Annotated in this window: 22 protein-coding genes and 2 pseudogenes; 7 read left to right on the top strand and 17 right to left on the bottom strand. The window is 61.2% G+C overall.

Going from position 1 to position 24,996, the window contains the following annotated elements:
• The 5 genes from Q7S58_RS22290 to Q7S58_RS17130 all read right to left on the bottom strand — a co-directional run.
• A partial coding sequence (locus tag Q7S58_RS22290; RefSeq protein ID WP_370655535.1) for an EthD domain-containing protein occupies nt 1-153 on the bottom strand: 153 nt, incomplete at its 3' end.
• 83 nt (nt 154-236) lie between these two features.
• A complete protein-coding gene (locus Q7S58_RS17145) occupies nt 237-548 on the bottom strand; it encodes a HigA family addiction module antitoxin (RefSeq protein WP_304828622.1) in 312 nt (103 codons plus the stop codon).
• 110 nt (nt 549-658) lie between these two features.
• Entirely contained in the window at nt 659-1,036 is a 378-nt protein-coding gene (locus tag Q7S58_RS17140; RefSeq protein ID WP_304828619.1) for a hypothetical protein, read from the bottom strand.
• The gene (locus Q7S58_RS17135; protein ID WP_304828616.1) at nt 1,037-1,795 is read right to left on the bottom strand and encodes an enoyl-CoA hydratase-related protein; all 759 of its coding nucleotides are present in this window, start codon (nt 1,793-1,795) and stop codon (nt 1,037-1,039) included.
• A 164-nt stretch (nt 1,796-1,959) separates the two neighbouring features.
• Nucleotides 1,960-2,322, bottom strand: coding sequence for a hypothetical protein (locus Q7S58_RS17130; protein WP_304828613.1), 363 nt, complete (start codon nt 2,320-2,322; stop codon nt 1,960-1,962).
• A 158-nt stretch (nt 2,323-2,480) separates the two neighbouring features.
• On the opposite strand from Q7S58_RS17130, the gene hpaH reads away from it, so the two are divergent.
• The 5 genes from hpaH (at nt 2,481) to Q7S58_RS17105 (ending at nt 9,028) form a co-directional block, all read left to right on the top strand.
• Nucleotides 2,481-3,293, top strand: coding sequence for a 2-oxo-hept-4-ene-1,7-dioate hydratase (gene hpaH, locus Q7S58_RS17125; protein ID WP_370655534.1), 813 nt, complete (start codon nt 2,481-2,483; stop codon nt 3,291-3,293).
• 58 nt (nt 3,294-3,351) lie between these two features.
• Nucleotides 3,352-6,009, top strand: coding sequence for a pyruvate dehydrogenase (acetyl-transferring), homodimeric type (aceE, locus tag Q7S58_RS17120; protein ID WP_304828607.1), 2,658 nt, complete (start codon nt 3,352-3,354; stop codon nt 6,007-6,009).
• A gap of 9 nt (nt 6,010-6,018) precedes the next feature.
• The gene (gene aceF, locus Q7S58_RS17115; protein ID WP_304828603.1) at nt 6,019-7,308 is read left to right on the top strand and encodes a dihydrolipoyllysine-residue acetyltransferase; all 1,290 of its coding nucleotides are present in this window, start codon (nt 6,019-6,021) and stop codon (nt 7,306-7,308) included.
• A gap of 41 nt (nt 7,309-7,349) precedes the next feature.
• Complete coding sequence (locus Q7S58_RS17110) at nt 7,350-8,321, top strand: aldo/keto reductase (RefSeq protein WP_304828600.1); 972 nt, start codon at nt 7,350-7,352, stop codon at nt 8,319-8,321.
• Nucleotides 8,322-8,659: 338 nt separating this feature from the next.
• On the top strand, nt 8,660-9,028 hold the full coding sequence (locus tag Q7S58_RS17105; RefSeq protein WP_304828598.1) for a hypothetical protein: 369 nt from the start codon (nt 8,660-8,662) through the stop codon (nt 9,026-9,028).
• 28 nt (nt 9,029-9,056) lie between these two features.
• Here the strand turns inward: Q7S58_RS17105 and Q7S58_RS17100 are convergent, their stop codons facing one another.
• The 6 genes and pseudogenes from Q7S58_RS17100 to Q7S58_RS17080 all read right to left on the bottom strand — a co-directional run bounded on the left by Q7S58_RS17100 (nt 9,057) and on the right by Q7S58_RS17080 (nt 16,607).
• On the bottom strand, nt 9,057-11,861 hold the full coding sequence (locus Q7S58_RS17100; RefSeq protein ID WP_304828596.1) for a hypothetical protein: 2,805 nt from the start codon (nt 11,859-11,861) through the stop codon (nt 9,057-9,059).
• Between the two features lie 248 nt (nt 11,862-12,109).
• Nucleotides 12,110-12,697 carry an SDR family oxidoreductase gene (locus Q7S58_RS17095; protein ID WP_304828594.1) on the bottom strand — a complete coding sequence of 196 codons (588 nt, stop codon included), beginning with the start codon at nt 12,695-12,697 and terminating at the stop codon, nt 12,110-12,112.
• Between the two features lie 70 nt (nt 12,698-12,767).
• A pseudogene (locus Q7S58_RS22285) lies at nt 12,768-13,055 on the bottom strand (SDR family NAD(P)-dependent oxidoreductase); the annotation flags it as partial.
• Nucleotides 13,056-13,075: 20 nt separating this feature from the next.
• Entirely contained in the window at nt 13,076-14,239 is a 1,164-nt protein-coding gene (locus Q7S58_RS17090) for a CaiB/BaiF CoA-transferase family protein (protein ID WP_304828591.1), read from the bottom strand.
• A gap of 97 nt (nt 14,240-14,336) precedes the next feature.
• Entirely contained in the window at nt 14,337-15,326 is a 990-nt protein-coding gene (locus tag Q7S58_RS17085) for an alpha/beta fold hydrolase (protein ID WP_304828588.1), read from the bottom strand.
• Nucleotides 15,327-15,344: 18 nt separating this feature from the next.
• Nucleotides 15,345-16,607: a phytanoyl-CoA dioxygenase family protein gene (locus Q7S58_RS17080; protein WP_304828585.1), complete on the bottom strand. Its 1,263-nt coding sequence runs from the start codon at nt 16,605-16,607 to the stop codon at nt 15,345-15,347.
• 148 nt (nt 16,608-16,755) lie between these two features.
• Here Q7S58_RS17080 and Q7S58_RS17075 point away from each other — a divergent pair.
• Nucleotides 16,756-18,429: pseudogene (locus tag Q7S58_RS17075) on the top strand (N-6 DNA methylase); the annotation flags it as partial.
• Nucleotides 18,430-18,465: 36 nt separating this feature from the next.
• Nucleotides 18,466-20,094: an AAA family ATPase gene (locus Q7S58_RS17070; protein WP_304828579.1), complete on the top strand. Its 1,629-nt coding sequence runs from the start codon at nt 18,466-18,468 to the stop codon at nt 20,092-20,094.
• A gap of 92 nt (nt 20,095-20,186) precedes the next feature.
• Here Q7S58_RS17070 and Q7S58_RS17065 read toward each other — a convergent pair whose 3' ends face one another.
• The 6 genes from Q7S58_RS17065 to Q7S58_RS17040 form a co-directional block, all read right to left on the bottom strand.
• Nucleotides 20,187-20,435 carry a CopG family antitoxin gene (locus Q7S58_RS17065; protein ID WP_304828576.1) on the bottom strand — a complete coding sequence of 83 codons (249 nt, stop codon included), beginning with the start codon at nt 20,433-20,435 and terminating at the stop codon, nt 20,187-20,189.
• Nucleotides 20,436-20,585: 150 nt separating this feature from the next.
• Nucleotides 20,586-21,494 (bottom strand): CoA ester lyase, encoded by a 909-nt coding sequence (locus Q7S58_RS17060; protein WP_304828573.1) that lies wholly within the window; start codon nt 21,492-21,494, stop codon nt 20,586-20,588.
• Nucleotides 21,491-22,690 carry a CaiB/BaiF CoA-transferase family protein gene (locus Q7S58_RS17055; protein WP_304828571.1) on the bottom strand — a complete coding sequence of 400 codons (1,200 nt, stop codon included), beginning with the start codon at nt 22,688-22,690 and terminating at the stop codon, nt 21,491-21,493. Before Q7S58_RS17055 ends, Q7S58_RS17060 begins: the two co-directional genes overlap by 4 nt.
• On the bottom strand, nt 22,687-23,172 hold the full coding sequence (locus Q7S58_RS17050) for a MaoC family dehydratase (RefSeq protein ID WP_304828567.1): 486 nt from the start codon (nt 23,170-23,172) through the stop codon (nt 22,687-22,689). The genes Q7S58_RS17055 and Q7S58_RS17050 overlap by 4 nt, the downstream gene beginning before the upstream one ends.
• Nucleotides 23,169-24,335, bottom strand: coding sequence for an acyl-CoA dehydrogenase family protein (locus Q7S58_RS17045; RefSeq protein WP_304828625.1), 1,167 nt, complete (start codon nt 24,333-24,335; stop codon nt 23,169-23,171). Before Q7S58_RS17045 ends, Q7S58_RS17050 begins: the two co-directional genes overlap by 4 nt.
• Nucleotides 24,336-24,340: 5 nt before the next feature.
• Nucleotides 24,341-24,835 (bottom strand): MaoC family dehydratase, encoded by a 495-nt coding sequence (locus Q7S58_RS17040; RefSeq protein WP_304828564.1) that lies wholly within the window; start codon nt 24,833-24,835, stop codon nt 24,341-24,343.
• Nucleotides 24,836-24,996 lie beyond the last annotated feature (161 nt).

Below are 24,996 nucleotides of genomic sequence, written 5' to 3'. Positions count from 1 at the left end.
CGGCATGATCGTGTGGCTCTGGACGTACTTGCGCGCGCGGATTGCCTTGGCGACGCTCGCGACCCGCGGGCCGTGCTTGTGCAGCCAGTAGTCGTGGAAGTCCTGGTCCGAAACGTCGTCGCGCTTGCGAATGATGTAAACCAGCTTGATCATTGGGCACCTCGCTTTTGGCGATCCAGCAATGATTGCCTTAATCCGCTACATTTCCGCAACCGCCGCTAAGGCCTATGAAATTTTCATCGCGTCGCGGCGAGCGGGCGTACTTCGGCCGCAATCGAGTCAGCGCGCTCCGCCATGATTTTGCGGAGTTCGTACTTCGCCTGCAGATTCATCCAGAACTCCGGCGTCGTGCCGAGATAGCGCGCGAGGCGCAGTGCCGTGTCAGCAGTGATCGTCCGGCGGCCGTTGACAATCTCATAGACGCGCGAGACCGGGACCCGAATGTCCATCGCCATCCGGTTGACCGTAATACCTGCCGGCCTCAAGTAATCCTCGAGCAGAATCTCGCCGGGAAAAATAGGAGAGAGCTTTTTCTTTCGTGCAGCCATGAGTTCGAGGAGTAGCACGCAGGGCGTTCACCGTCATACAGCAACCGTAGCGCAGAGCATTCAATGCCGCTATCCGGAGTGGGACGACAATTTCGACGCCGAACGGACCGCTACGCCGGAAAATCGGGACCGTAAGGCGCGCCGGTTTTCGGATTGATGCTGGCGGGCGCGGTCGAGCCGTACGACGAGCCCAGCATGTTGGACGAGACGACGAAGTATCGATTCGTGTCGATCGCCTTGCCGGGACCGATCAGCCCGTCCCACCATCCGACTTCGCCTCGGTCATCGAGTCCGGCGGCGTGCTGGCTAGACGTGTAACCGTGCGTCGCGAGGATGGCGTTGCGGCCGTCGGGCGAGAGAGTGCCATACGTTTCGTATGCCAGCTTCAGCTCGGTCAAAACCTCGCCGCGATGCAGCCGGAAATTTTTCGTCTCGAAAATCTTCACGGTGGCGACGCCGAGTTGCTCCGCCTTCGATGAATCGCTCATCTACCTGCCCTTCCAGGTGGGTGGACGCTTCTCGGCGAACGCGCGCGCGCCTTCGTCCGCGTCTTCGGTTTGGGTCAGCCACTGGTAGCCCTGCTGCTCTAGCTTGAGTCCTTCGGCGAGCGGCAGATCGAGGCCTCGCAGCGCGACTTCCTTGATTCGCTGCACGGCGAGCGGCGCGCTTTTGCAAATCTCGGCGGCGATTTCTTCGCATCGCGAGATCAGTCGCGGCATCGGAACGACGTAATCGACGAGACCGAGGCGCAGCGCCTCCGCGGCGTCAATCCGCTTGCCGGTGTAGAGCATCTCGAGCGCGCGCCCGAGCGGGATCAATCGCGGTAATCGTTGAGTGCCGCCGCCGCCCGGCAGCCATCCGAGCCGCACTTCGCCGAGGCCGAATTGCGCGTGCTCCGCGGCGACGCGAATATCGCACGCGAGCGCCTGTTCCAGGCCGCCGCCGTTGGCGTGGCCGTTGATCGCGGCGATGATCGGCTTGGTCAGCGCGAGCATCACGGGGTACGGCGGTTTGCCGTTTTCTCGGCCGCGCTTTTCAACGTAGTTGGATTTGATATCGCTGCCCGCGCAGAAAGCGCGCTCGCCGGCGCCGGTGAAGATCGCGACGCGCAACGACGGGTCCGCGCTGAACTCGAGCCAGATTTCAGTGAGCCGCCCGTAAGTCTCGAAGTCGCACGCGTTCAGCACCTCCGGCCGGTTGATGGTGACGTATGCGACCGGGCCCTTCTTCTCGAAAATTACTTTCATCAGCCAGCAATACAGCCATCGCCGTCTTGCTGTCAAAATTTTTGCCGCGCTCAGACAAGGTCGCTTTGATGTCGTTGGATCCAAGAGACGAACGCAGGAGCGGCTCGAGAAAACCGCTCCCGCGTTCGATTGGAATTGATACAGTCCCGAGCGTCGAACGTGAATCAGTTGGTGGCCGACGGTGGTTGCGGTCCCGGACGATTGGCATCCGGGCGCGGCGCATCCCACGGTCGTCGGTGGCCAAAATCCCGTGCGAAGTCCCGGCCGCCGCAAGGTCCCCACGGGCCGCCCGCCATGTAGCCGAATTGCGGCGGCGGATATGGCATAGCGTATCGTCCCCCTCTCGCGAATTCCGGCCGTTCGCGCCGATGATGACCGCCGCTGGTGAAGAGCGCGATCGCGATCAACAGCAACGACCCAATCAAACCGCCTTTCCAGTAGCGATTTTCGCGCATCGCTTCACGTTCGAGGCGCTCGAGCCGATCTTCCATTCTTCGATTTTCCGCGCCGTTGGTTTCTTCAGGCATGAACAGAACCTCCGATCCAAAAATGCGAGCTTCACGATGCGCCCGCTTGATTCAAAAGACGTTCGACATCGAAAAAAGTTTCGCGCCGTCTCGAATTCGCAGCGAATCAGTGCGATCTTCGTGAGAGCATGAGTCAAGTCGCGCTTCAGGAAATCAAGATGCTCGATGCAAAGATAATCAATCAGCTCGCTAACGAACTGAATGCCGCCGAAAAAGAGCGGCGCCAGATTCGCCAGTTCTCGCTGCGCTTCCCGGGCATCACGATCGAGGACGCGTATGCAATCCAGCGCGAATGGGTGACGATCAAAATCGCGGAGGGGCGCACGCTCAAGGGCCGCAAGATCGGACTCACGTCGAAGGCGATGCAAAATTCCTCGCAGATCGACGAGCCCGATTACGGCGCCCTGCTCGACGACATGTTTTTCCACGACGGCGCCGAGTTGCCGTATCGGCGATTTATCGTGCCCCGTGTGGAAGTCGAGCTCGCGTTCATCCTGGGAAAACCGCTCAGCGGTCCCGGCTGCTCGATCTTCGACGTGCTGGGCGCCACCGATTACGTCGTGCCAGCGATCGAGATAATCGACGCGCGGATTCATCAGGTCGATCCCGAGACCAAGGTGACGCGCAAAGTCTTCGACACCATCTCGGACAACGCGGCCTCCGCAGGCCTCGTGCTTGGTGGTCGTCCGATCCGCCCGATGGATCTCGATCTGCGATGGGTCGCGGCGGTTTGCTACCGCAACGGCGAGCTCGAGGAATCAGGCGTCGCCGCGGCGGTGCTGAATCATCCAGCGAACGGCGTCGCATGGCTCGCGAACAAACTCGCGCCGCACGGCGTCACACTCGAGGCAGGGCAATTGATCCTCGGTGGATCGTTCACGCGGCCACTTGCGGCAGCCGCGGGCGACACGTTTCATATTGACTATCGGGAGCTCGGGACGATTTCGTTCCGCTTTTCGAAAGAGTCGTGAGTGGCGAGCCTTCATTCCGCGCAGTCAAGCAGTCATCGATGCTGTACAATGGAGAACGATGGAAACCATTGAAGATCTGGATCCCGAAGAGACGGGCGAATGGCTCGACTCGCTGGACGCAGTAGTCGATCGCGAAGGCGTCGATCGCGCCCATTTCCTGCTCGAGAATCTGATCACCAAGGCGCGCGGGCGTGGCGCGTTTCTGCCGTACAATGCCAACACACCGTACGTAAATACGATTCCGGCCGACCGGCAGCCGCGCTATCCCGGCGATCGCGAGATCGAGCGGCGCATCAGCTCGATCATCAGGTGGAACGCGGCGGCGATGGTGCTGCGCGCGAACAAGGAAACGTCGGAACTGGGCGGTCATATCGCGAGCTTCCAATCGGCCGCGACGCTGTACGACATCGGCTTCAATCATTTCTGGCGCGCCCCGACCAAGACCTTCGCCGGCGACCTCATTTATATACAGGGGCACTCGTCGCCAGGAATTTACGCGCGCGCTTTTCTCGAAGGTCGTCTGAGCGAAGACCAACTGATCAATTTTCGGCGCGAGGTCGATGGCAAGGGTCTGTCGTCCTACCCGCATCCGTGGTTGATGCCGGATTTCTGGCAGTTCCCGACGGTCTCGATGGGCCTCGGCCCGATGATGGCGATTTACCAGGCGCGCTTCATGAAGTACCTCGAGGGACGCGGCCTGGCCGAGATGGGCGATCGCAAGGTGTGGGCCTTCATGGGCGACGGCGAGATGGACGAGCCGGAATCGCTCGGCGCGATTTCGCTGGCCTCGCGCGAGCGCCTCGACAATCTGATCTTCGTCGTCAATTGCAATCTGCAACGGCTCGACGGTCCGGTGCGCGGCAACGGCAAGATCATCCAGGAGCTCGAATCGAGTTTCCGCGGCAACGGCTGGAACGTGATCAAGGTGATCTGGGGCAGCAACTGGGATCCGCTGCTCGCGCGCGACAAGCTCGGGCTGTTGCGCCGCCGGATGGAAGAATGCGTCGATGGCGAGTACCAGACCTTTAAGGCGCGCGACGGCGCGTACGTGCGGCGCGAGTTCTTCGCCAAATATCCCGAGGTGCTCGACATGGTGTCGGGCATGACCGATCAGGAATTGTGGCAACTGCGGCGCGGCGGCCACGACCCGCTGAAGGTGTACTCGGCATACCGAGCGGCGGTGGAGCATCGCGGCGAGCCCACGGTTATTCTCGCAAAGACGATCAAGGGCTACGGGATGGGCGCGGCTGGCGAGGGCATGAACATCACGCATCAGGCGAAGAAGATGGATCTCGCGGCGCTGAAGGCGTTCCGCGATCGCTTCCAGATTCCGGTGCTCGACGATCAGATCGCCGACATTCCATTTTACCGCCCGCCCGAAGACAGCATCGAGGTAAAGTATCTGAAGGAGCGGCGCGCGGCGCTCGGCGGCAACATCCCGCAACGACGGCGCACATCGACGGCGCTCGAAGTGCCGCCGCTGTCGGCGTTTGAACTGCAGCTCAAGGGCACCGACGATCGCGAGATCTCCACTACGATGGCGTTCGTGCGCGTGCTATCGACGCTGCTGCGCGACAAGAATATCGGCAGCCGCATCGTGCCGATCGTCCCCGACGAATCGCGCACCTTCGGGATGGAAGGGATGTTCCGGCAACTCGGAATTTTCTCGCAGGTCGGCCAACTCTACAAACCCGAGGACGCAGGGCAACTGATGTTCTATCGCGAGCATCAGCAGGGACAGATTCTGCAGGAGGGAATCAATGAGGCGGGCGCGATGTCGTCGTGGATCGCGGGCGCGACCTCGTACAGCACGCACAATCTGCCGATGATTCCGTTCTACATCTTCTACTCGATGTTCGGATTTCAGCGCGTCGGCGATCTGGCGTGGGCGGCTGGCGACATGCGGAGCCGCGGCTTTCTGCTCGGTGGAACTTCCGGCCGCACGACGCTGAACGGCGAGGGGCTGCAGCACGCCGACGGCCACAGCCATCTTGCGTCCTCGACGATTCCGAATTGCGTTTCGTACGATCCGACCTTCGCCTACGAAGTCGCCGTCATCATCCACGACGGACTCAGGCGGATGCTGCAGGAGCAGGAGAACGTTTTCTATTACATCACGCTGATGAACGAGAACTATCAGCATCCGGCGCTTCCGGAGGGCGCGGAGGCCGGCATCCTGAAGGGGATGTATCTATTCCGCGACGGTAGCGACGGCAAAGCGCCGCGCGTTCAACTGATGGGCTCGGGCACGATCCTGCGCGAGGTGATCGCGGCGGCGGATTTGCTGCAGAACGATTTCGGCGTGGTCGGCGACGTGTGGAGCGTCCCGAGTTTCACGGAACTCCGGCGCGAAGGCCTCGAGATCGATCGATGGAACATGCTGCATCCGACCGCGCCGCAAAAACGCAGCTACGTCGAGACTTGCCTCAACGGGCGGCCCGGTCCGGTGGTCGCGTCGACGGATTACATCAAGGCGTTCGCCGATCAGATTCGGCCCTACGTGCCGCGCCGCTATCGCGTGCTCGGCACCGACGGCTTCGGCCGCAGCGACTATCGCGCGCGGCTGCGCAGTTTCTTCGAGGTGGATCGCTATTACATCGCGCTCGCAGCGTTGAAGAGTCTCGCCGACGAGGAGCAGATTCCCGCGTCGCGCGTGCAATCGGCGATCAAGAAGTACAAAATCGATCCGGAAAAGCCGAGTCCTGTTACGGTTTAGCGATCCACGATGGCGACTATCGATATCAAGATTCCCGATATCGGCGATTTCACCGACGTCGATGTGATCGAGGTGATGGTCAAGCCGGGCGATCGCGTGAGCGTCGAGCAATCGCTCATCACGATCGAATCGGAAAAAGCCACGATGGAAGTGCCGTCGCCGCAGGCGGGAATCGTCAAAGAAGTGAAAGTGCATCTCGGCGACAAAGTCTCGGAAGGATCGCCGATCATCGTGCTCGAAACTGACGGAGTGGACGCGCAAGCATCCGCGCCGGCGCCGGCTTCGTCGAAATTGTCGCTGGTGCCGTCGGAAAAGAAACCGGTGCCAGCGGCACGCGCAGCGGTAACTGAGAAAAAGAATGAGGTCGCTTCCGGGCAGGCGCCGGAAGAAGCCGACGAAGGCGCGCCCAAGCCGCATGCGAGTCCGTCGGTGCGAAAATTCGCGCGCGAACTCGGCGTCGATCTCCGGCTCGTCAAGGGCAGCGGCTTCCAAGGACGCATCTTCCGCGAAGACCTGCAGGCATTCGTCAATGCCGAGATGAAGAAGCCGAAAGGCGCGGGCGCGGGACTCGATCTGCTCGCGTGGCCGAAGGTGGATTTCAAAAAGTTCGGTGAAGTCGAAATCCGGCCGCTTTCGCGCATCAGAAAAATCGCCAAGGCGAATCTCGCGCGCAACTGGGTGATGATCCCGCACGTCACGCAGTTCGACCAAGCCGACGTCACCGAGCTCGAAGCGTTCCGCAAGCAGATCAACGACGCGAAGTCGGAGCAGCACCTAAAAGTTACGATGCTCGCCTTCATCCTGAAGGCGCTGGTCGGCGCGCTGACGGAGTTTCCGGAGTTCAACGCGTCGCTCGACGGCGACAATCTGGTCTTAAAGAAGTACTTTAACTTCGGATTTGCCGCCGACACCGCCGAAGGATTGGTGGTGCCGGTGCTGCGCGACGTCGATAAGAAAGGCGTGCTGCAAATCGCGCGAGAAACTGCCGATCTTGCCGCCGCCGCGCGCGCGGGAAAGCTCCGCCCGACCGATATCCAGGGCGGATGCTTCACCGTGTCGAGCCTGGGCGGGATTGGCGGCACCGCGTTCACGCCGATTATCAACGCGCCGGAAGTCGCGATTCTCGGCGTGTCGAAGCTGACGCACAAGCCGGTCTATCGCGACGGCGGATTCGTGCCGCGGATGATTCTGCCGCTCTCGCTGTCTTACGATCATCGCGTGATCGACGGCGCGCTCGCGGCGCGATTCACCACCTACCTCGTCGCGGTGCTCGCCGATATGAGACGAGCGCTGTTGTAGTCCGCACCCATCCACAAACCAAATCGAGGAGAAATCACGCCATGAAAAAGCGCAAGCTCGGCAGCCAGGGACTCGAAGTGTTTGAACTCGGCCTCGGATGCATGGGGATGTCGCAGATGTACGGTCCGCGCGACGACGTCGAATCCGCGGCGACGCTCGAGCGCGCGGTCGAACTCGGCATCGATTTTTTCGACACCGCCGACGTGTACGGCGCGGGCCACAATGAAGAGTTGGTCGGCAAGACGCTTCGGAAATATCGCGACCGCGTGATAATCGCGACCAAGTTTGCGAACCAGGTGCTGCCCGACGGCAAGCGTACGATCAACGGGCGTCCCGAATACGTGCACTCGTCCTGCGACGCGTCGCTGAAGCGGCTCGGCATCGACTACATCGACCTTTACTATCAGCATCGCGTGGACAGGAAGGTGCCAATCGAGGAGACCGTCGGCGCGATGGCGGAGTTGGTGAAGCAAGGGAAGGTGCGTTATCTCGGACTGTCGGAGGCCGGCGCGCAGACGATCCGGCGCGCGCACGCGACGCATCCGATTTCCGCGCTGCAATCGGAATATTCGCTGTGGACGCGCGACTACGAAGACGAAGTGATCCCGACGCTGCGCGAACTCGGAATCGGTTTTGTTCCATTCAGCCCGCTCGGACGCGGTTTTCTGAGCGGCAACCTGCGCGACCTGCCGAGCGACGACATGCGGCCCAAGATTTCACCACGCTTCGAGGCGGAGAATTTCCAGAAGAATCTCGCGGTGGTGGATCGGATCAAGGAAATCGCCAAAGAGAAAAACATCACGCCGAGCCAACTCGCGCTCGCGTGGGTGCTCGCGCAGGGCGATGACATGGTGCCGATACCCGGGACCAAGCGACGCACCTACCTGGAAGAGAACCTCGGCGCGGCCAAGATAACGCTATCGAACAGCGACCTCGCGCGAATCGAGGAAGTCGCGCCGAAGGGCTTTGCCGCCGGCGGCCGTTATCACGATATGCGCAGCGTGAACATTTGAGGTGCGCTCGCCGCGCCGCCGCATCATGATCGCCCGCGCCGCCGTCGCGTTGGGCTTCTTGTAAATCCGCCGAATGCGGCGATTCGTCGAGGATCTGAAGACTGTCGCTGCGCGGATTGCTGCGTCATCGAGGCGGGCCAAGGCCGAATGACGGCGTGAACTCCCGCCAACGCAATCGGCGTTTGTAAAATTTACGGCTCCTAACAGACCGAATTTACTCTTAAAGCATCGTCTCTTCGCGGGGATTGTCGCGGCCGCGCGATTGGCACATCTGATGCTCCGTTCAAAGTAGCTGTATCCGACGGAGCTTTAGCCACGAAAATCCCCAAGAAATCCCAATGACAACCTCACCCTCTAATCGTATTTCGCGACTGAACTTGTTCGGCGCCCTGCTGATCGCCGAAACCTATTCGCTCTATGCCAGTTTTATCGCGCAATCGCTCAAGCCGGTAAACGTCTCGGTGCTCGATCGGTTTACGCATAAGACTCTACCTACCGGCCATATAGGCAACCTGCGCGCCGTCGTTGATTGGCACAGCTTCATCGCCACTATCGCAATCTCCATCGTGGTGTTCGCATTCGCATGGAGCATTCTGAGCGCGATGGCAAAGGGACGGTGGCTACTGACAACGGACGAAGCAATCATTCCGAATCTCGCACAAGAAAGGGATGAAGTTCAGGGCGAGCCTGCAATCGCCAATGCTTGAGCCAACAATCAGCACCGCGATGCCCGCCCTATTCCTGCGGGACCTCAGCCTGCGCCTCGTATTGATAGCGCTGCCACTGCTCATTCGAACGCCTGAGGCATCGCATCACGAGCGAGGTCCATCCGGTCTGATGACTCGCGCCGAGACCTTTGCCGGTATCGCCGTCAAAATACTCATAGAAGAGCACCAGGTCCTTCCAGTGCGGATCCTCGGCGTAGCGGCGATCGTCGCCATGACAGGGTCGGCGCCCGTTCTCGTCGGGAAGGAAGAGCAGCGACAATCGATGGGCGAGTTCAGCCGCTACCTCACGCAGCGTGAGCATCTTGCCGGAACCGGTCGGGCACTCGACCTTGAAGGTATCGCCGTAATAGATGTGGTACGCCTCGAGCGCCTCGATCAATAAATAATTGATCGGAAACCACACTGGTCCGCGCCAATTCGAGTTGCCGCCGAACACGCCGGAGCGGGATTCGGCGGGTTGATAATCGACGCGATACTCACTGCCGCCAATGTCGAGCACGAACGGATGCTCGAGATGGTAGCGCGAGAGCGAGCGGATTCCGTATGGCGACAGAAACTCGTTTTCATCGAGCACGTAGCGCAGCACGCGCTCGAGACGCTCGCGCGACGGCAGCGCCAACAGGCCGCGAGTCAGGCCCGGCGGATGAGTCGATTCGCGGAACTGAAAGTGACGCGCGAGATGCTTGCGATTGTCCCTGAACCACTGCACGCGCTCGTAGAAATCCGGCAGCTTCTCGATCATGTCGCTCTCGACCACCGACGCCGCCAGCAGCGGAATGATGCCGACCATCGAGCGCACCTTGAGCGGCAGCTTGACGCCGTCCGCCACCACGCGATCGTAGTAGAAGCCATCCTCCTCGTCCCACAGGCCTTCCTTGCCGACATCGTGCATCGCCTCGACGATCGAAGTGAAGTGCTCGAGGAACTTGTAGGCGATATCCTCGTACACGGGATCATTGCTGGCGAGCTCGAGCGCGATCGAGAGCATCGTCGCGCAGTAGAAGGCCATCCACGCAGTGCCGTCCGCCTGCTCGAGCCGTCCGCCGGTGGGGAGCGGCTTGGAACGATCGAAGACTCCGATATTGTCGAGGCCGAGAAATCCGCCGGAGAAAATGTTCTTGCCGTCGGGATCCTTGCGATTCACCCACCAGGTGAAGTTGAGCAAGAGCTTCTGAAAAACGCGCGCGAGGAAAACCCGATCAGGCTTCGCGACCGTGCTCGCGGTTTTGTAATAACGATATGCCGCCCACGCGTGCACCGGCGGATTCACGTCGCCAAAGCCAAACTCGTAGGCCGCAATCTGTCCGTTGGCGTGCATGTAAGTCTCGCGCAGCATCAACTCGAGCTGGCTCTTCGCGAACGCCGGATCGATCACGGCAAACGGCACGGTATGAAAGGCCAAATCCCACGCCGCGAACCACGGATACTCCCACTTGTCCGGCACCGAGATCAGTTCGAAGCTATGCAGATGCTCCCAGTCCGCGTTGCGGCCATGCGCTCGCTCCGGCGGCGGAGGCGGCTCCCCCGGATCGCCTTCCAGCCAATCGCGCACGAAGTAGTGATAGAACTGCGTGGTCCAGACCAGGCCGGCGAAGCACTGCCGCACGGCAATCGCTTCCTTGGGACCGTATAGTTCGTCTAAATCCTGCGGAGTTGGTGCGGGCAAGCCTGCCTGGCCGTCGTCGCGTTTGATAAGCCGGCTGCCGTATCTGCGCACCAGGCCGCGATAGTAATCGTGCTCCTCCTCCGCGCGGCGCGCGAAAAGCTCTGCCACGTCAGCGCCCGACGCGCGTGATTCTGCCGCCGCTTCGCCGCAAAATCTGACATGGACGCTCTGCTCGCCACCGCCGGGAACTTCGAACGAGTAATGCGCCGCGACCTTGGTCCCTTCCTTCGCCGGATTTATCGCGTCACGCTCACCGCCTACCAGATAGCGATGGAACGCGTCCTTGACGTACGGGGTTTGATTCGGCTTGCCCCAGAGCCGCATCGAGTTGGACTCATTATCGGTGAATAGCAGCTCGGGTTGCTTGCCGTTCGCGGGAACCTCGACCTGATAGATGTAAGCGCCAAGCGTTTCATGCTCGAGGCGCGCCGAGGTCGGCGATAGTTGCCGAATCGACGGGCGCTTCCAATAGCCATTACCTTCGCGTCCCCAACTCCAGGTATTGCGAAACCAAAGCGTCGGCAGCAGGTCGAGCCTTGCTAAGTCGGGACCGCGATTGAACGCCGTCAGCTTGACGAGGATGTCATCGGGCGCGGCCTGCACATACTCGACGAAGATGTCGAAGTAGCGATTGCCGTCGAAGATGCCGGTATCGATCAGCTCGAACTCGGGCTCGTCGCGGCTGCGGCGTTTGTTCTCGGCGACCAGCAGATCGTACGGATATGCGCTTTGCGGATACTTGTAGAGCGCGCGCAGATAGGAGCCGGTCGGGCTCGCGTCGAGGTAGTAATAGCACTCCTTGACGTCCTCGCCGTGATTGCCCTCGGGCCCGGTGAGTCCAAACAGGCGCTCCTTGAGGATCGGGTCGCGGCCGTTCCAGAAGGTCGGCGCAAAACACAATCGGCATTCGCGATCGCACACGCCGAGCAAACCATCCTCGCCCCATCGATAAGCGCGGCTGCGGGCCTGATCGTGGGTGAATGAATTCCAGGAGTCGCCATTGCCGGAGTAGTCCTCGCGCACGGTTCCCCACTGTCGCTCCGGCAGATACGGACCCCACAGCCGCCAATCGCTTTTGTGGCGGCTGTCTTCGAGCAGGCGAAATTCTTCGGAATCGTCGATCGGACCGTTGTCATTGGTCGGCATTCAAACTCCAAGCAGGGCACCGCAAGCTGATGGTCGAGCAATGTTTTCCATCACGCTGCCGATTAACGCAACAGAAAATTCGAGGCGAGCGATTGTCGCCGATTCCGTGATGCGCTGGCGTCGATACCTCAAATGTAGAAAGCTCGGGGGCCATTGGCTAACGCTCGGCAGGCGATCGCTTGCGAGCCGGTGCTCAGCGTGGCAGGCATTTGATGTGAAGGAGCCAGCTTAGGCCAATAGCTATTTGCTCACTTCGAGCCGCCAAACTCATTACGCAGTCCATTAGTCAGTTGACTACCGGCGACGCGATCGAGCGCGTCGAGATCCCATCCACCTTCGCGAACGATCACGCGCTCAGGCGCAGGTTCCGGATAAAGTCCGATCATGTCGCCACCGACCACGAAAGTTCGGCCGTTCACATTCGAAGCGGCATCGGTACATAGCCAGACGACCAGCGGCGCGACGTGCTCGGGCTTGTCGTCGAGCGGATTCGAGACCGCACCGGGCACCCCGATGTTGCCGAGCATACTGCGCGTGCGCTGCATCGCCTGCAGCGCCTCCTCATTGAAAAGGCGCGTGGCGGCGCGCGGCCTGATCGCGTTGCATCGCACGTTATGGCGTCCAAGGTCGCGCGCGATCGTGCGAGTGAATCCGACGATGCCCTCCTTGGCCGCCGAGTAACTCGATTGCCCGAGATGTCCCAGCCCCGACTCCGACGCGGTGTTCACGATCACGCCGCTCTTCTGCTCGCGGAAAATCGGCGCCGCAAAACGAACCGTGCTGAAGTGCCCTTTCAGATGGACATCGATCACGTCGTCCCAGTCGCTTTCGCTCATGTTGTAGATGATTCGCGGTCGGTCGGACGATTCCCGCGTTGTTGATCAGGATATCGAGCCGGCCAAAGCCGTCCAGCGCAGTTTTGATGATCCGCTCGCCGCCCTCCATCGTGGCGACGTTGTCGTGATTCGCGACCGCTTCGCATCCAAGCGCCCGAATCTCCGCGACGACTTGCTCGGCGACGCTCAAGTCCGCGCCGCCGCCGGTCGGGCCTCCGCCGAGATCGTTCACGACGACCTTCGCGCCCTCGCGGGCGAGCAGGAGCGCCTCCGCGCGACCGATTCCGCGGCCCGCGCCGGTTACGATCGCGACCTTGCCCGCGAGTCGCCGCTTCGCCACGATTTCCGCCTCCGACATAGCTTTGCTACTCGCGCGAATTATTTTCCCGGCGAGCCTGTCGCGATCGCGCCGCATTTGCGCAGATTGTCGAGGTCCGTCGCGCCGAAGCCCCAGTCGCGGAGCGCCTCCTCAGTATGCTCACCCGGCCGCGCCGGCGGACGCTGAATCGCGCTCGGAGTTCGGCTGAAGCGCGGCGCCGGTCCCGGCTGCACGACGCCGCCGGTCTCGACGAACGTCCCGCGATGCTTATTGTGCGGATGCTTCGGCGCTTCGGTCATGCTGAGCACCGGCGCGAAGCAGATGTCGCTGCCCTCCATGATTTTGCACCATTCGTCGCGCGTCTTGGAGAGGAACAGGTTCGTCAGGCGCTCCTTCATTTTGGGCCACGACTGGCGATCCTGCTGGCGCGGCAATTCCTCGCCCTTCAGTCCGGAGAGGCGCAGCAACTCTTCGTAGAATTTCGCTTCGATCGATCCGATCGAGACAAACTTCTTGTCTTTGGTTTCGTAAACTTCGTAATAGTGGGCGCCGGTGTCGAGGATATTTTCGCCGCGCTCGTCGTTCCACATCCCCGACCCGTGCATCCCGTAGATCGCGGTCATCAGCGAGGCGGCGCCATCGACCATCGCCGCATCGACGACCTGGCCCTTGCCGGACTTCTGCGCCTCGAGCAATCCCGCGACCACGCCGAGCGCAAGATAGAGCGCGCCACCGCCGAAATCGCCGACCAGGTTAAGCGGCGGAACCGGCTTGTCGCCAGTGCGGCCAATACTGTGGAGCGCGCCGGACAGCGCGATGTAATTGATATCGTGGCCGGCTGCGAGCGCCATCGGCCCCTCTTGTCCCCATCCAGTCATGCGGCCGTAAATCAGGCGCGGATTGCGCTTCATACAGGTATCGGGGCCGAGGCCTAAGCGTTCGGTGACGCCGGGACGAAAGCCTTCGATCAGCGCGTCGGCCTTCTCGACCATCTTGAGCACGGCTTCGATTGCCTCGGGACGTTTCAAATCGAGCGCGACCGAACGGCGGCCGCGATTGAGCAGATTATATCTGTTGTCCGTCGCGGCGATGCCCAGGCCGACGTCGGCGGTGCGATCGATCCGCAGCACGTCGGCGCCCATGTCCGACAGCAGCATCGCACACATCGGTCCGGGTCCGATTCCGGCTAGTTCAATGACGCGGTAACCTGACAATACACCCATGATTGTGCCCTCCGAGTCGGCGCGACTCGGCTTCACCATAACATTAAGCGGGCGAAAATGAATAAAGCCGCGCGTAACTCTACTCGCGGGGAAGCGGTCAGGGTTTTTTGAAGCGGCGCTTAAGCCAATCGACGATCGTTTCATTCACCGCGTCGGGAAACTCCTGCTGCACCCAATGGCCCGCGCGCTCGATATTGTGCATCTCGAGGTCCGAGCATAGCGCCGGCATCCCGGCCGCCATCCGCGGCGGCAGCGCTCCATCCCATGCAGCCGTGATCATCAGGCACGGCAGGGTCAGCTTCGCGACGCCGATCTGCGGATGCTCGCGCGAATTGCGATCGATGTTCCGATACCAGTTGATACCGCCGCGAAAGCCCGTTTTTTCGTAGGCGCGAACATAGACGTCCAGCTCTTCGGGAGTAACGATTGGCGGAGTCTCCGGCTGGAAGTCTTCGATTCGCCGGAACGGATTCATGTCCAACTCGCCGCTCGCCATCATGCGCCTGGATGCTTCCGCGGGCTCGAGCGGCGCGCGCATCAGGCGATCGAAAATGAGCCGCGCCCGGGAATCCATCACGCTCTCAGCGCGACCGGGTTCCTGGAACCACAGGATGTACATGCGTTCGTCTTTGCCGTTGACGAGCCTGCGCATCAACGACGTCTGAGGCATCGCCATGTACGGCGTGCAGACTCCGATGACGCCCGCCGTGCGTTCCGGATACAGCACCGGCATCGCCCACGCGACGAAACCGCCCCAATCGTGGCCAACGAAAATCGCGCGATCGATTTTCAGCGCGTCGAGGAGTCCGATCAGATCGCCGGTCAGTTCGGTGAGGCCATAATCAGTGACGGCCGGCGGTGCACTTGACCCGGCGTATCCACGCTGATCGGGTGCAATTGCTCGAAAGCCCGCCGCCGCGACTGCGGGCAACTGATGACGCCACGAGTAAGCAAGCTCGGGAAATCCGTGGCAGAAAACTACCGCCGGACCTTCGCCGGTTTCATGAATATCAAGAGTGATCGAAGGCTGATTCGCACGCGGCGCAAGCTTTACCGGGCGGCCTTGCGGCCAGGTCAAAGTGGACATCTGGTTTGCCTCATTTGATTAGTTCGCATCGCCGGCCAGGAGCGCGCGCTTTTGCTTCTCGGTGAATGCATGAAGCTGTTGCATATAGTTGAACCGCACGTGATCGCGCCCGGCGGCGGACATCTTGTCGAACCAGTCGTCCTCGCCGAGCATCTCAGCCAGCCGCGGCGAATTCCGATGCAGCATCTGCACGTCGGTCTTCTTGGGCTCGAGGCTCCGCAGGATTCCGCGATTGAAGTGCGCGTGCAGCGTCACGCGGTCGCCGGGCTCAGTGCGATCGCCCTGCCAGTGCCACACGCCGTGCGTGAAGAACACGACCGAGCCTTTCGGCATCTCGATTGGGATTCCACCTTCGCGGCTATCATTCGGCCGCGGTGGGCGGCGGAACTTGTTGCTGCCGGGCACAATCCAGGTGGGACCGGATTCGACGCGCCAATCCTCGAGCGCCCAAACACCGACGCCGGTCAGAGAGAATTCCGGATAGGGCTCCGGCACATGCGCATAGTCGGTATGCATCGGGATGACGCCGGGCCCCGGACCCTTCTTGATGCAACTGAACGATGCGATCACAGCGCCGCGACCGAGCGAGGCGTCGAGCAGGGTCAGCATCAGCGGGTTCTGGATAAGTTGCTCGAACTCGCGTCCATGATAGAGCATCCAGTTCATCGAAAATGTCTGATGCGGCAGGAGCGCGCGTAGGGTCGCGCTGCGCACCTGGTCGGCAAATTCCGGCGAGATCGCGCGCTCGAGAATCGTGTAGCCCTGCTCTTCCATCTCGCGGATCTTGCCCGAGAGGCCCTGCCGCGCCGCACGATGAGCAAGATCGGGATTCTCGACGGTGCGGCGCCCCATGTGATCGTGCAGGAGCATGATCATCTCGTTCGCCTGCTCGTCGCCGAGAGCACCCTTCACGCGAAGAGCATCCTTGCCGAACATGGTGGCGACTTCGCGCACCATCGCAGCCATCGCTCCGGGCGCCAGTACGCCGACAAATTGCGCGGCCGTCAGCGCGGCCTGGTAGTCGCCCTCGACGACCAGGTCAGCGGCGCCGTCGAAATCGCGCGAGACGTGGATGCTTTCCCCGTCGTAGCGCATGCTCCAGGCTGCAACGTCGTCCGCGAATTTGAGATGCGGTGGCGCGTTGGTGAAGCGCTCGCTCAACGAGAAGGGGCGCTTTCCAAGCCGCTCTTTTCTGTTCTTGCATTCGCGCTCGAGGAATTTTCTCGCCTCGTCGAGCCAGGCGTCCGACAGAAACTCACAGCGGCCGGGCAGCGTGATCATTCGTGTCCCTCCTCATCACTTCTACTCGGCATCAAACATAACATTGAGTTGGGCAAAAAATAATGCCGCAAGCCATAGGCTGGTTACTGTTCCTGAATCGCCAACCGCTCATGCGGGATGCTACACTTCCGTGCGATTCGCGATGGCCATAAGCGCACTGGAAGATTATCTCCGCGAACTAAGCGACATCCGCCGTTCCGGCTCCGCTGTCCCGGAAACCTCGTACTATCCCGCACTGGCGGCGCTTTTCGATGCGGTCGGTGCCACCCTCAAGCCCAAGGTCCGATGTATCGTTAACCCGAGTCACGGCGCTGGAATCCCGGATATCGGCCTCTTCACGCCCGATCAATTTCAGAAAGCGGCCGCGGCCGAGCCACTGCCGGGCACCAAGCCCTCGCGCGGCGTCGTCGAGGCAAAGCCTACCAGCGACGACGCATTTCTCACGGCCGACAGTGCGCAAGTATCGAAATACTGGAAAGCATATCGGCAAGTCCTGGTGACGAATTTCAGGGACTTCCTGCTGGTCGGCGCTGATGCCGAAGGGAAGCCGGTCAAGCTGGAACAGTATCGGCTCGCACCAAGCGAGGCTGCCTTCTGGGCGGCAGCGAGTCATCCCCGCGCTGTCGCGGCGGAGCAGAACGAGGGATTCGTCGATTTCCTGAAGCGGGTGATGCTGCACGCGGCGGATTTGGCCGCACCCAAAGACGTTGCGTGGTTCATGGCCTCGTATGCGCGCGAGGCGCTCAGGCGGATCGAAAAAAAGAGCGACGTGCCTGCGCTCTCGGCGATCCGCAATGCATTGGAGGAGGCGCTCGCAATCAAGTTCGAGGATGACAAAGGCGAGCACTTTTTTCGATCGACGCTGGTCCAAACTTTATTCTATGGAGTGTTTTCGGCGTGGGTGCTCTGGACGCGCGATCATCCGCATAGCGACCGCAAAGCGCGTTTCGACTGGCGGACGGCAGGCTACTACTTGCGCGTCCCCGTGCTGGCGGAGTTATTCCATCAGGCGAGCAATCCGGCTTCGCTCGCGGGCCTCGAGCTGCCAGAGGTGCTCGATTGGACGGGGACCGTACTTAATCGCGTCGATCGCGCGGCGTTTTTCACCGCTTTCGAGGAGCATCACGCGGTCCAATACTTCTACGAGCCTTTTCTCGAAGCTTACGACCCGGAACTGCGCAAGCAGCTCGGCGTCTGGTACACACCGCGCGAGGTCGTACGTTACATGGTGGCCCGCGTGGATCGAGTATTGCGGGACGAGCTTAAGGTTGCCGACGGGCTGGCCGACCCGAACGTCTATGTGCTCGATCCGTGTTGCGGCACCGGCTCCTATCTGATCGAAGTTCTTAACCGGATCGCGAAAACCCTTGGCGAGAAGGGAAGCGATGCCCTGACGGCGCAAGAAATCAAGCGCGCGGCGATGGAACGCGTGTTCGGCTTCGAGATTTTGCCCGCACCCTTCGTCGTCACGCACCTGCAAATCGGGTTGCTGCTTCAATCTCTGGGCGCGCCCTTCTCGGACGCGAAGAAGGAACGCGCGGGCGTTTACCTGACCAACGCACTTACCGGATGGGAACCGCCGGATGGTTCGAAGCCGCAAATGCTGCTGGCGTTCCCCGAACTGATGCAGGAGCGCGAGGCAGCCGAGCAAGTCAAACAGACAAAACCGATTCTCGTAATTTTAGGAAATCCGCCCTATAACGCGTTCGCTGGGGTTAGTCCGGTCGAAGAGCATGGCCTCGTAGATGTTTACAAGGAGGGCTTAGTATCTGATTGGAAAATCAAGAAATTTAACCTTGACGACCTGTACGTGCGCTTTTTTCCTGCACGCTAAAGAAAGCCGGTGTACAGAGTCAGCATGACGAATCAAAACCCAGAATCGACGAAGCCGTTGGCCGCGCTGGTCGAGGCGATGTCGCAGCCCGGGTTCTACCCGGACGCGCCGCGGGACATCGAGGTCAAGCAGACGCACATTTCATACGCGATCCTGGCCGGGCGGTTCGTTTACAAGCTCAAGAAGCCGGTGCACTTCGCGTTTATCGATTGCTCGCGGCTCGAGCGACGCCTCCACTTCTGCCTCGAGGAGGTGCGGCTGAATTCGCGCCTGGCGCCGCGCGTTTATCACGGCGTGTTCGCGATCCTGCGGAAGGGAGATTCGTTCGTACTTGGACCCGAAGTGCGCGCTTCACATCCCGACGCGGTCGAATACACGGTCAAGATGCGGCGCCTGCCCGACGACCGGATGCTCGATTCGATGCTTCGGGCGCATCGGGTCAATAGCGCGGACATCAATGCGATCGCGCGGCGGATTGGGGAGTTCCATACAGGCGCAGAAACGAAACGTGGATGGGAATTCGGGTCGGCGGCGGCAATCTGGCGCGCGATCGTCAGCGATATCGCGCAGAACGAGACTTTCATCGGGCAGACCCTCGAGCGCGATCAATATGAAGTGATGGATAAATTCTGCCGCGCCTTCGTCAAGTCGCATTGGGATTTGATGAATGAGCGGGCTCGCGGCGGACGGGTGCGGGAAGGCCATGGCGATCTCCGCGCGGAACACGTCTGCATCGAAGGCGACGAAATCGAGGTGATCGATTGCGTCGAGTTCAGCGAACAACTGCGCTACGGCGACGTCGCATCGGACCTCGCGTTCCTCGCGATGGATATCGAGCGGCTCGGCGCCGGGAAATTCTCCCGCGAACTCGTCGACACTTACGTCGAGGCCTCGGGCGACGACGATTTATCGACACTGATGCCATTATACAAATGCTATCGGGCGTCGGTGCGCGGCAAAGTCGAAAGCCTGCGCAGCCTCGAAGCGGAAGTTCAAACGAAGGAGCGCGAACGCTCGCGACACGCCGCGCGCGAATACTACGCGCTGGCTTGCCGGTACGCGCGAATCGCATCGCCGGCAGTGATCGTCACCTGCGGACTGTCGGGGACGGGCAAATCCACCGTGGCGCGCCTGATTCGGCATCTCAGCGGATTCGAAACGATTAATTCGGACCGGGTGAGAAAGCGTCTCGCGGGAGCTGGCGAATACGAACGCGCCGGCGCCGGCTACGGGAGCGGGATCTATTCGGCGGAATTCACGCGCCGGACTTATGACGAGATGATCGCCGAGGCCGGGAAAATTCTCGACGCGGGACGTGGCGTGATCGTGGATGCGACTTTCAAAACCGTCGCGGAACGCCGGAGGACAATCGCGATCGCCGAGCGCTTCGGACGACCGATCCTGTTCGTCGAATGCGTCGCCGACGAAGGTGAAGTGCGCCTGCGCCTGGATCGTCGTTCCCTGAAACAAGACGAAGTTTCGGATGCGACCTTCGAGATTTACAGGAAGCAGCGTGGCGAGTTCGAGCCGCTCAACGAAATGGCGTCGGCGATTCGCATCAAGCTCGACACGTCGCGCGACGAGGATACGATCGTCGCCGAAATCGAGTCGGCGCTCGACCGCGCCCGTTCAGCCGCCCCACTCCGCGAGTGATCGATCGAAATTGCGCTCGGGAGGCCGAGCTTGCGGCGTCGATCGAACCCTAGTGACCGAGCTGGATCGCTATTTTCCGAGGCGATTTGCAGTTAGCGCTTGTCATGCCGCCTGAGTGCGAGTTCCAGTGCCTGGCGGATGAAGCGTTGGTAAGGGATTCCTCGGCGCTTGGCCGCGGCACGAACGGCGCTCAGTAATTCGCCCGAAAGTCGCAAGTTCACCGACTTCTGCTTGGGCTTAAATTCGAACGGAAACGGTTCGAGATTCTCCGCGTTGATGTAGTCGGACAGATCTTTTTCGAGAAGCTTCTCCGCCTCCTCATCGCTTTTGAGCGCGGGCAATTTCTTCCTCATATTTGCGAATCTCGTCCGCGACGCATAGGCGGATGCCTATACAAACGTCAATACCTACTTTTCGTCTCTCGACGTCTTTCGGCGGCGTCGCACCCGTCGCTGAGCTGAGCACCGCCTCCGCCGATCCGGGAGGCGCGATCAGGCGCGGCCGGTAAGGCGGGCGCGTTCGAGGACGTTCTCGAAGATTCGCACCGCGACCGCATCGACCAGCATCCCGCCGGAACCCGCCGCGCCTGCGCCTTCCTTGATCGCGGTCTGATACGCGTCGGACATCTTCCTTGCGTTTTCGATTTCATGCGCCGTCGGCGCGAACACGTCGTTCGCAAGTTCGATCTGGCTCGGATGAATCGCCCATTTGCCGACCGCGCCGAGCGTCGCCGCCCAGGTCGCGTCGCGGCGATAGCCTTCGGGGTCCTTGTAATTGCCGAACGGTCCATCGATCGCGTCGAGGCCGTTGGCGCGGCAGGCCGTGATCATCCGGACGCGCGCGTGATGCCAGATGTCGCCGGGATATCGATTCGCGGGATCGGTCGCGACGCCAAAGCGCATCCCCTGGCTTGCGGAGAGATCGCCGAAGCCGAGAATCAGCGCTTCGAGGCGCGGGCAGCACGCGGCGATCTCCTCGACGCGAGCGAGCGCCGCGCTCTCCTCGATCAACGCCTCGAGACCGATCTGCTTTTTCAGTTTGAGCTTGGTCTCGAGCTGCGTGAGCAGCGTGTCGAAGAACCAGATATCGCGCGGCGCTTTGGGCTTCGGCACGATTATGATGTCGAGAAATTCACCGGCACCCTCGACCACCTCAATCACGTCGTCGTGCGCCCAATGCGTGTCGGCGCCATTGACGCGGACCGCGCGAATTTTCTTGCCCCAATCGAGTTCGCGCAGAGCCTGCACCGCGTTCTTGCGCGCCGCTTCTTTCTGCGCTGGCGCAACCGCGTCTTCGAGATCGAGGAACACCATGTCGGCGGCGCTGGTCATCGCCTTTTCCATCATCTTGGGACTCGAGGCCGGCGTCGAAAGCTCTGATCGTCTAAGTCGAAGCGTCATGATTTCTCCTTTGATGCGTCCGTGATTCCGGCTTCGGCGAGAATCTGTTCGGTGTGCTCGCCGAGTAGCGGCGCCCGCGCGTAGATTCCCGACGGCGTCTCGGTGAACTTGATCGGGCATCCCGCGATCGTGAGCGGCGGATTGTCGCCGGGCTGATCGACTTCGATCAGCATCCCGCGCGCCCGCGGATGCGGATCGGCGAAAATGTCTTTAGCAGTATTCACCGGCCCGACCGGCACCCTGCCACCGATCGCGGCAACGATTTCCTGCGTCGTATGCGCGGTCGTCCATGCCGACACTGCCTCGCGAACAAATTCTGCGTTGGCGACGCGCTTCGGATTATTGCGGCATCGATCGTCGGCGATCAGCTCGGGACGGCCAATCGCGTTGCACAAAATCGCCCAGTGATTCTCACCCGGCGCCGCGATCGCAACCGCCCCGTCGCGCGATCGAAAGACGTCGAAGGGACACAGGACCGGCGTGCCATTGCCCTGCGGACCTCGAACGACGCCGGCGCGCGAATAGGTGTAAACAATATTCTCGCACAGCGTGAGAATCGCATCGTACATCGCAACGTCGAGGAACTGGCCATGGCCCGTGCGTCGCGCCGCATGAATCGCAGACACGACGCCCAGCGCCGCGAGCGTCCCCGGATAGATATCGCCGACGCCGGGTCCCGCGCGAAATCCATCGCTGCCGGCGGGACCCGTGATACTCACCAGGCCGCCCATGCTCTGTGCGACGATATCGTAGGCCGGCCAATCCGCATAAGGGCTGCGGCCGGTTCGCGGATCGCCGAAGCCGCGAATCGCGGCGTACACCAGCGACGGTTTAATTTTGCGCAATCGATCGTAGCCGATGCCGGCGCGATCCATCACGCCGGTTTTCGCGTTCTCGACGACGGCGTCGGCGGTCGCCGCGAGTTTGAAAATCGCCTCGCGGCCACCGTCTGTCTTGATATCGAGCACGACGCTCCGTTTGTTGCGATTGACGCTTGCGAAGTAGCCACCGTAGTCGGTGCCGGCGCGATCGTTAGGATGCGGTCCCATCGTGCGCGACATGTCGCCGCCCGGCGGCTCGACCTTGATCACGTCGGCGCCGAGGTCAGCGAGCAGCATCGTGCAGAATGGACCGGCCAGCGCTTGCGTGAGATCGAGGATCCGCACATCTGAGAGCGGACCCGTGCGCGCATTCATCGATTGCCCCAATGGCTGCGTCGCTTGATCAGGACGGTGCGCTCGCCCTCGAAAACGATCTTGCCGTCCTGCTTGATGCCCCAATGCTTGAAGCGCACGACGCCCGCATCGTCGCGATCGGAATTGCGCTTCTCGAGCACCTCGGTGTAGGCGTAGAGCGTATCGCCGTGAAAGACTGGCGAGGTAAAGCGGATGCCGGTGAGTTCGAGTTCGGCGAGCGCGTTTTCGCCAGTGTCCTGCATCGTGAGGCCGATACAGACCGAGCCCGTCACCAGCCCGAACACGAGGCGCTGGCCGAATTGCGTGCCGCGCATGCGATGCTCGTTGTAGTGGCCGTCGGCGGTGTTGAGCACGAGTTTGGTGAGCATCTGGTTTTCGATTTCGCCGATCGTGGTGCCGCGCGCGTGACGCATCTTCGCGCCGACTTCGAAATCTTCGAAATAATTTCCTGCGCCGGTTAGGGTCGAAGTGGCGTCGCTCATCGTTTGGTCCTCGGCAGCAATCGATCGGAGATGATTCGCTTTTGAATCTCCGAAGTGCCTTCGAAAATTTTCGTCAGGCGAGCGTCGCGCCAGTAGCGCTCGAGCGGAAAATCTTTGGTGTAGCCGTAGCCGCCATGAATCTGCAGCGCCTCGCTGGTGACGCGCTCGGCCATCTCGGAGGCGAACAGCTTCGCCATCGAAGCTTCCTTGTCACATCGGCGTTTGCTATCGACCTCGGTCGCGACAAAGTAGGTAAGCTGCCGCGCCGCTTCGATCTCGGTCGCCATGTCGGCGAGCTTGAATCGAATCGCCTGGAATTCGCCGATCGGCTGGCCGAAGGCGGTGCGGTGTTGCGCATAGGCAAGCGCGTCTTCGAAACCGCCGCGGGCAAGCCCGATCGCGCGCGCCGCGGTATGGACGCGCGCAACTTCGAGTCCGCTCACAGTGCCTTTGAAAGCGCTCCCCTCCCCACCGCCTTCGCGTTCGCGGCCGAGCAATCCGTCGGCAGGCACATGCAAATTGTCGAAGTGCAGCTCCCACGTCTTCCAGCCGAAGTAACCAATCTTGCGAATCGACGAACCGGTAAGCCCGGGCGGAAACTTGCCGCGCTCCTTCAGCACCAAAAATTGGCTGATACCTTCGTGGCGCTTGCGCGGATCCGATGGCTGCTTGGTGCGCGCGAGCACCGAAATAAAATCCGCGCCGTCGGCGAAGGTACACCAGGTCTTGGTGCCATTGAGGACCCAGCCGTCGCCGTCGCGGGTCGCCTTACACGATACGTTCGCGAGATCGGAACCGGCGTCGGGTTCAGATAGCGCCGCCGCGCCCAGAAATTCTCCGCGCGCCATTCGTGGGAGATACTCGCGCCGTTGCGCCGGCGAGAATCCGCCGCCGAGTCCATTGCCGCGTGCGATGATGCTCGCGACGCTCATCCACGCTCGCGCCAGTTCTTCGGTGATCAAGACGTACTCGAACGCGCCGAGCCCGAGACCGCCGTATTCCTCGGGGATGACGACGCCGAAATATCCCATCTGCGCGAGCTGGTCGCGCAGCTCCATCGGGATGTCGCCCTGCTCCGGATCGAGCTTGTTCGCAATCGGCAGGACCTCGTTCATCGCGAAGTCGCGCGCGGCCTGCTGAATCATTCGCCGCTCATCGGTCATGTAGCTCACAATGGTGCTCCTCGGCGCTTGGCGACCAGGTTGGTGCGTTCGTATGAGACCACGATTTCGTCGCGCTGATTACTTGCCTCGGTGCGCCACGTCACGATTCCGAAGTTGCCGCGGCTGGCCGATTCGCGCTTCGACACGACGGTGCTGCGCGCGCTCAGGGTATCGCCGGGATAGACCGCGCGATGAAACTTGAGTCCGTTGATGCCGAGAAACGGGCCGCCCGCTTCGCTGAGATCCTCGACCGACATACCGACCACGGTGCAAACGACGAGCATCGGATTCACCACTACGTCGGGATGGCCGTGCGCGCGTGCATACTCGACGTTGTAATAGAGCGGGCAGTACGAAAGCGTCGCGGTGGTGAACAGCGAATTGTCGCCGGCATTAATCGTGCGCCCCCAATGATGAGTAAACACCTGGCCCTCGGTAAAGTCTTCGAACGAGTGCCCTTTGGTGACAAGCCGGAATTGACTGAAGTCGGGATCTGCCATGAGCAAGCGTTAGCAGACCTTTTCTTGAGAGGTCAAAAGGATTACTCAGAGCACGAGATCGATCCGCGAGATCGATCCGATCAATGGAGGTAATGCCGATGGCGTTGTTCGATACTACCGCCATAGCCGCCGCGGCGAATGCCGACGGCGAATTTCAACTT

This window comes from Candidatus Binatus sp., from assembly GCF_030646925.1.
In the GTDB taxonomy this organism is placed as follows: domain Bacteria; phylum Desulfobacterota; class Binatia; order Binatales; family Binataceae; genus Binatus.
The sequence above is the reverse complement of the archived record's forward strand: the minus strand, read 5'-3'. Positions and strand labels throughout refer to the sequence as shown.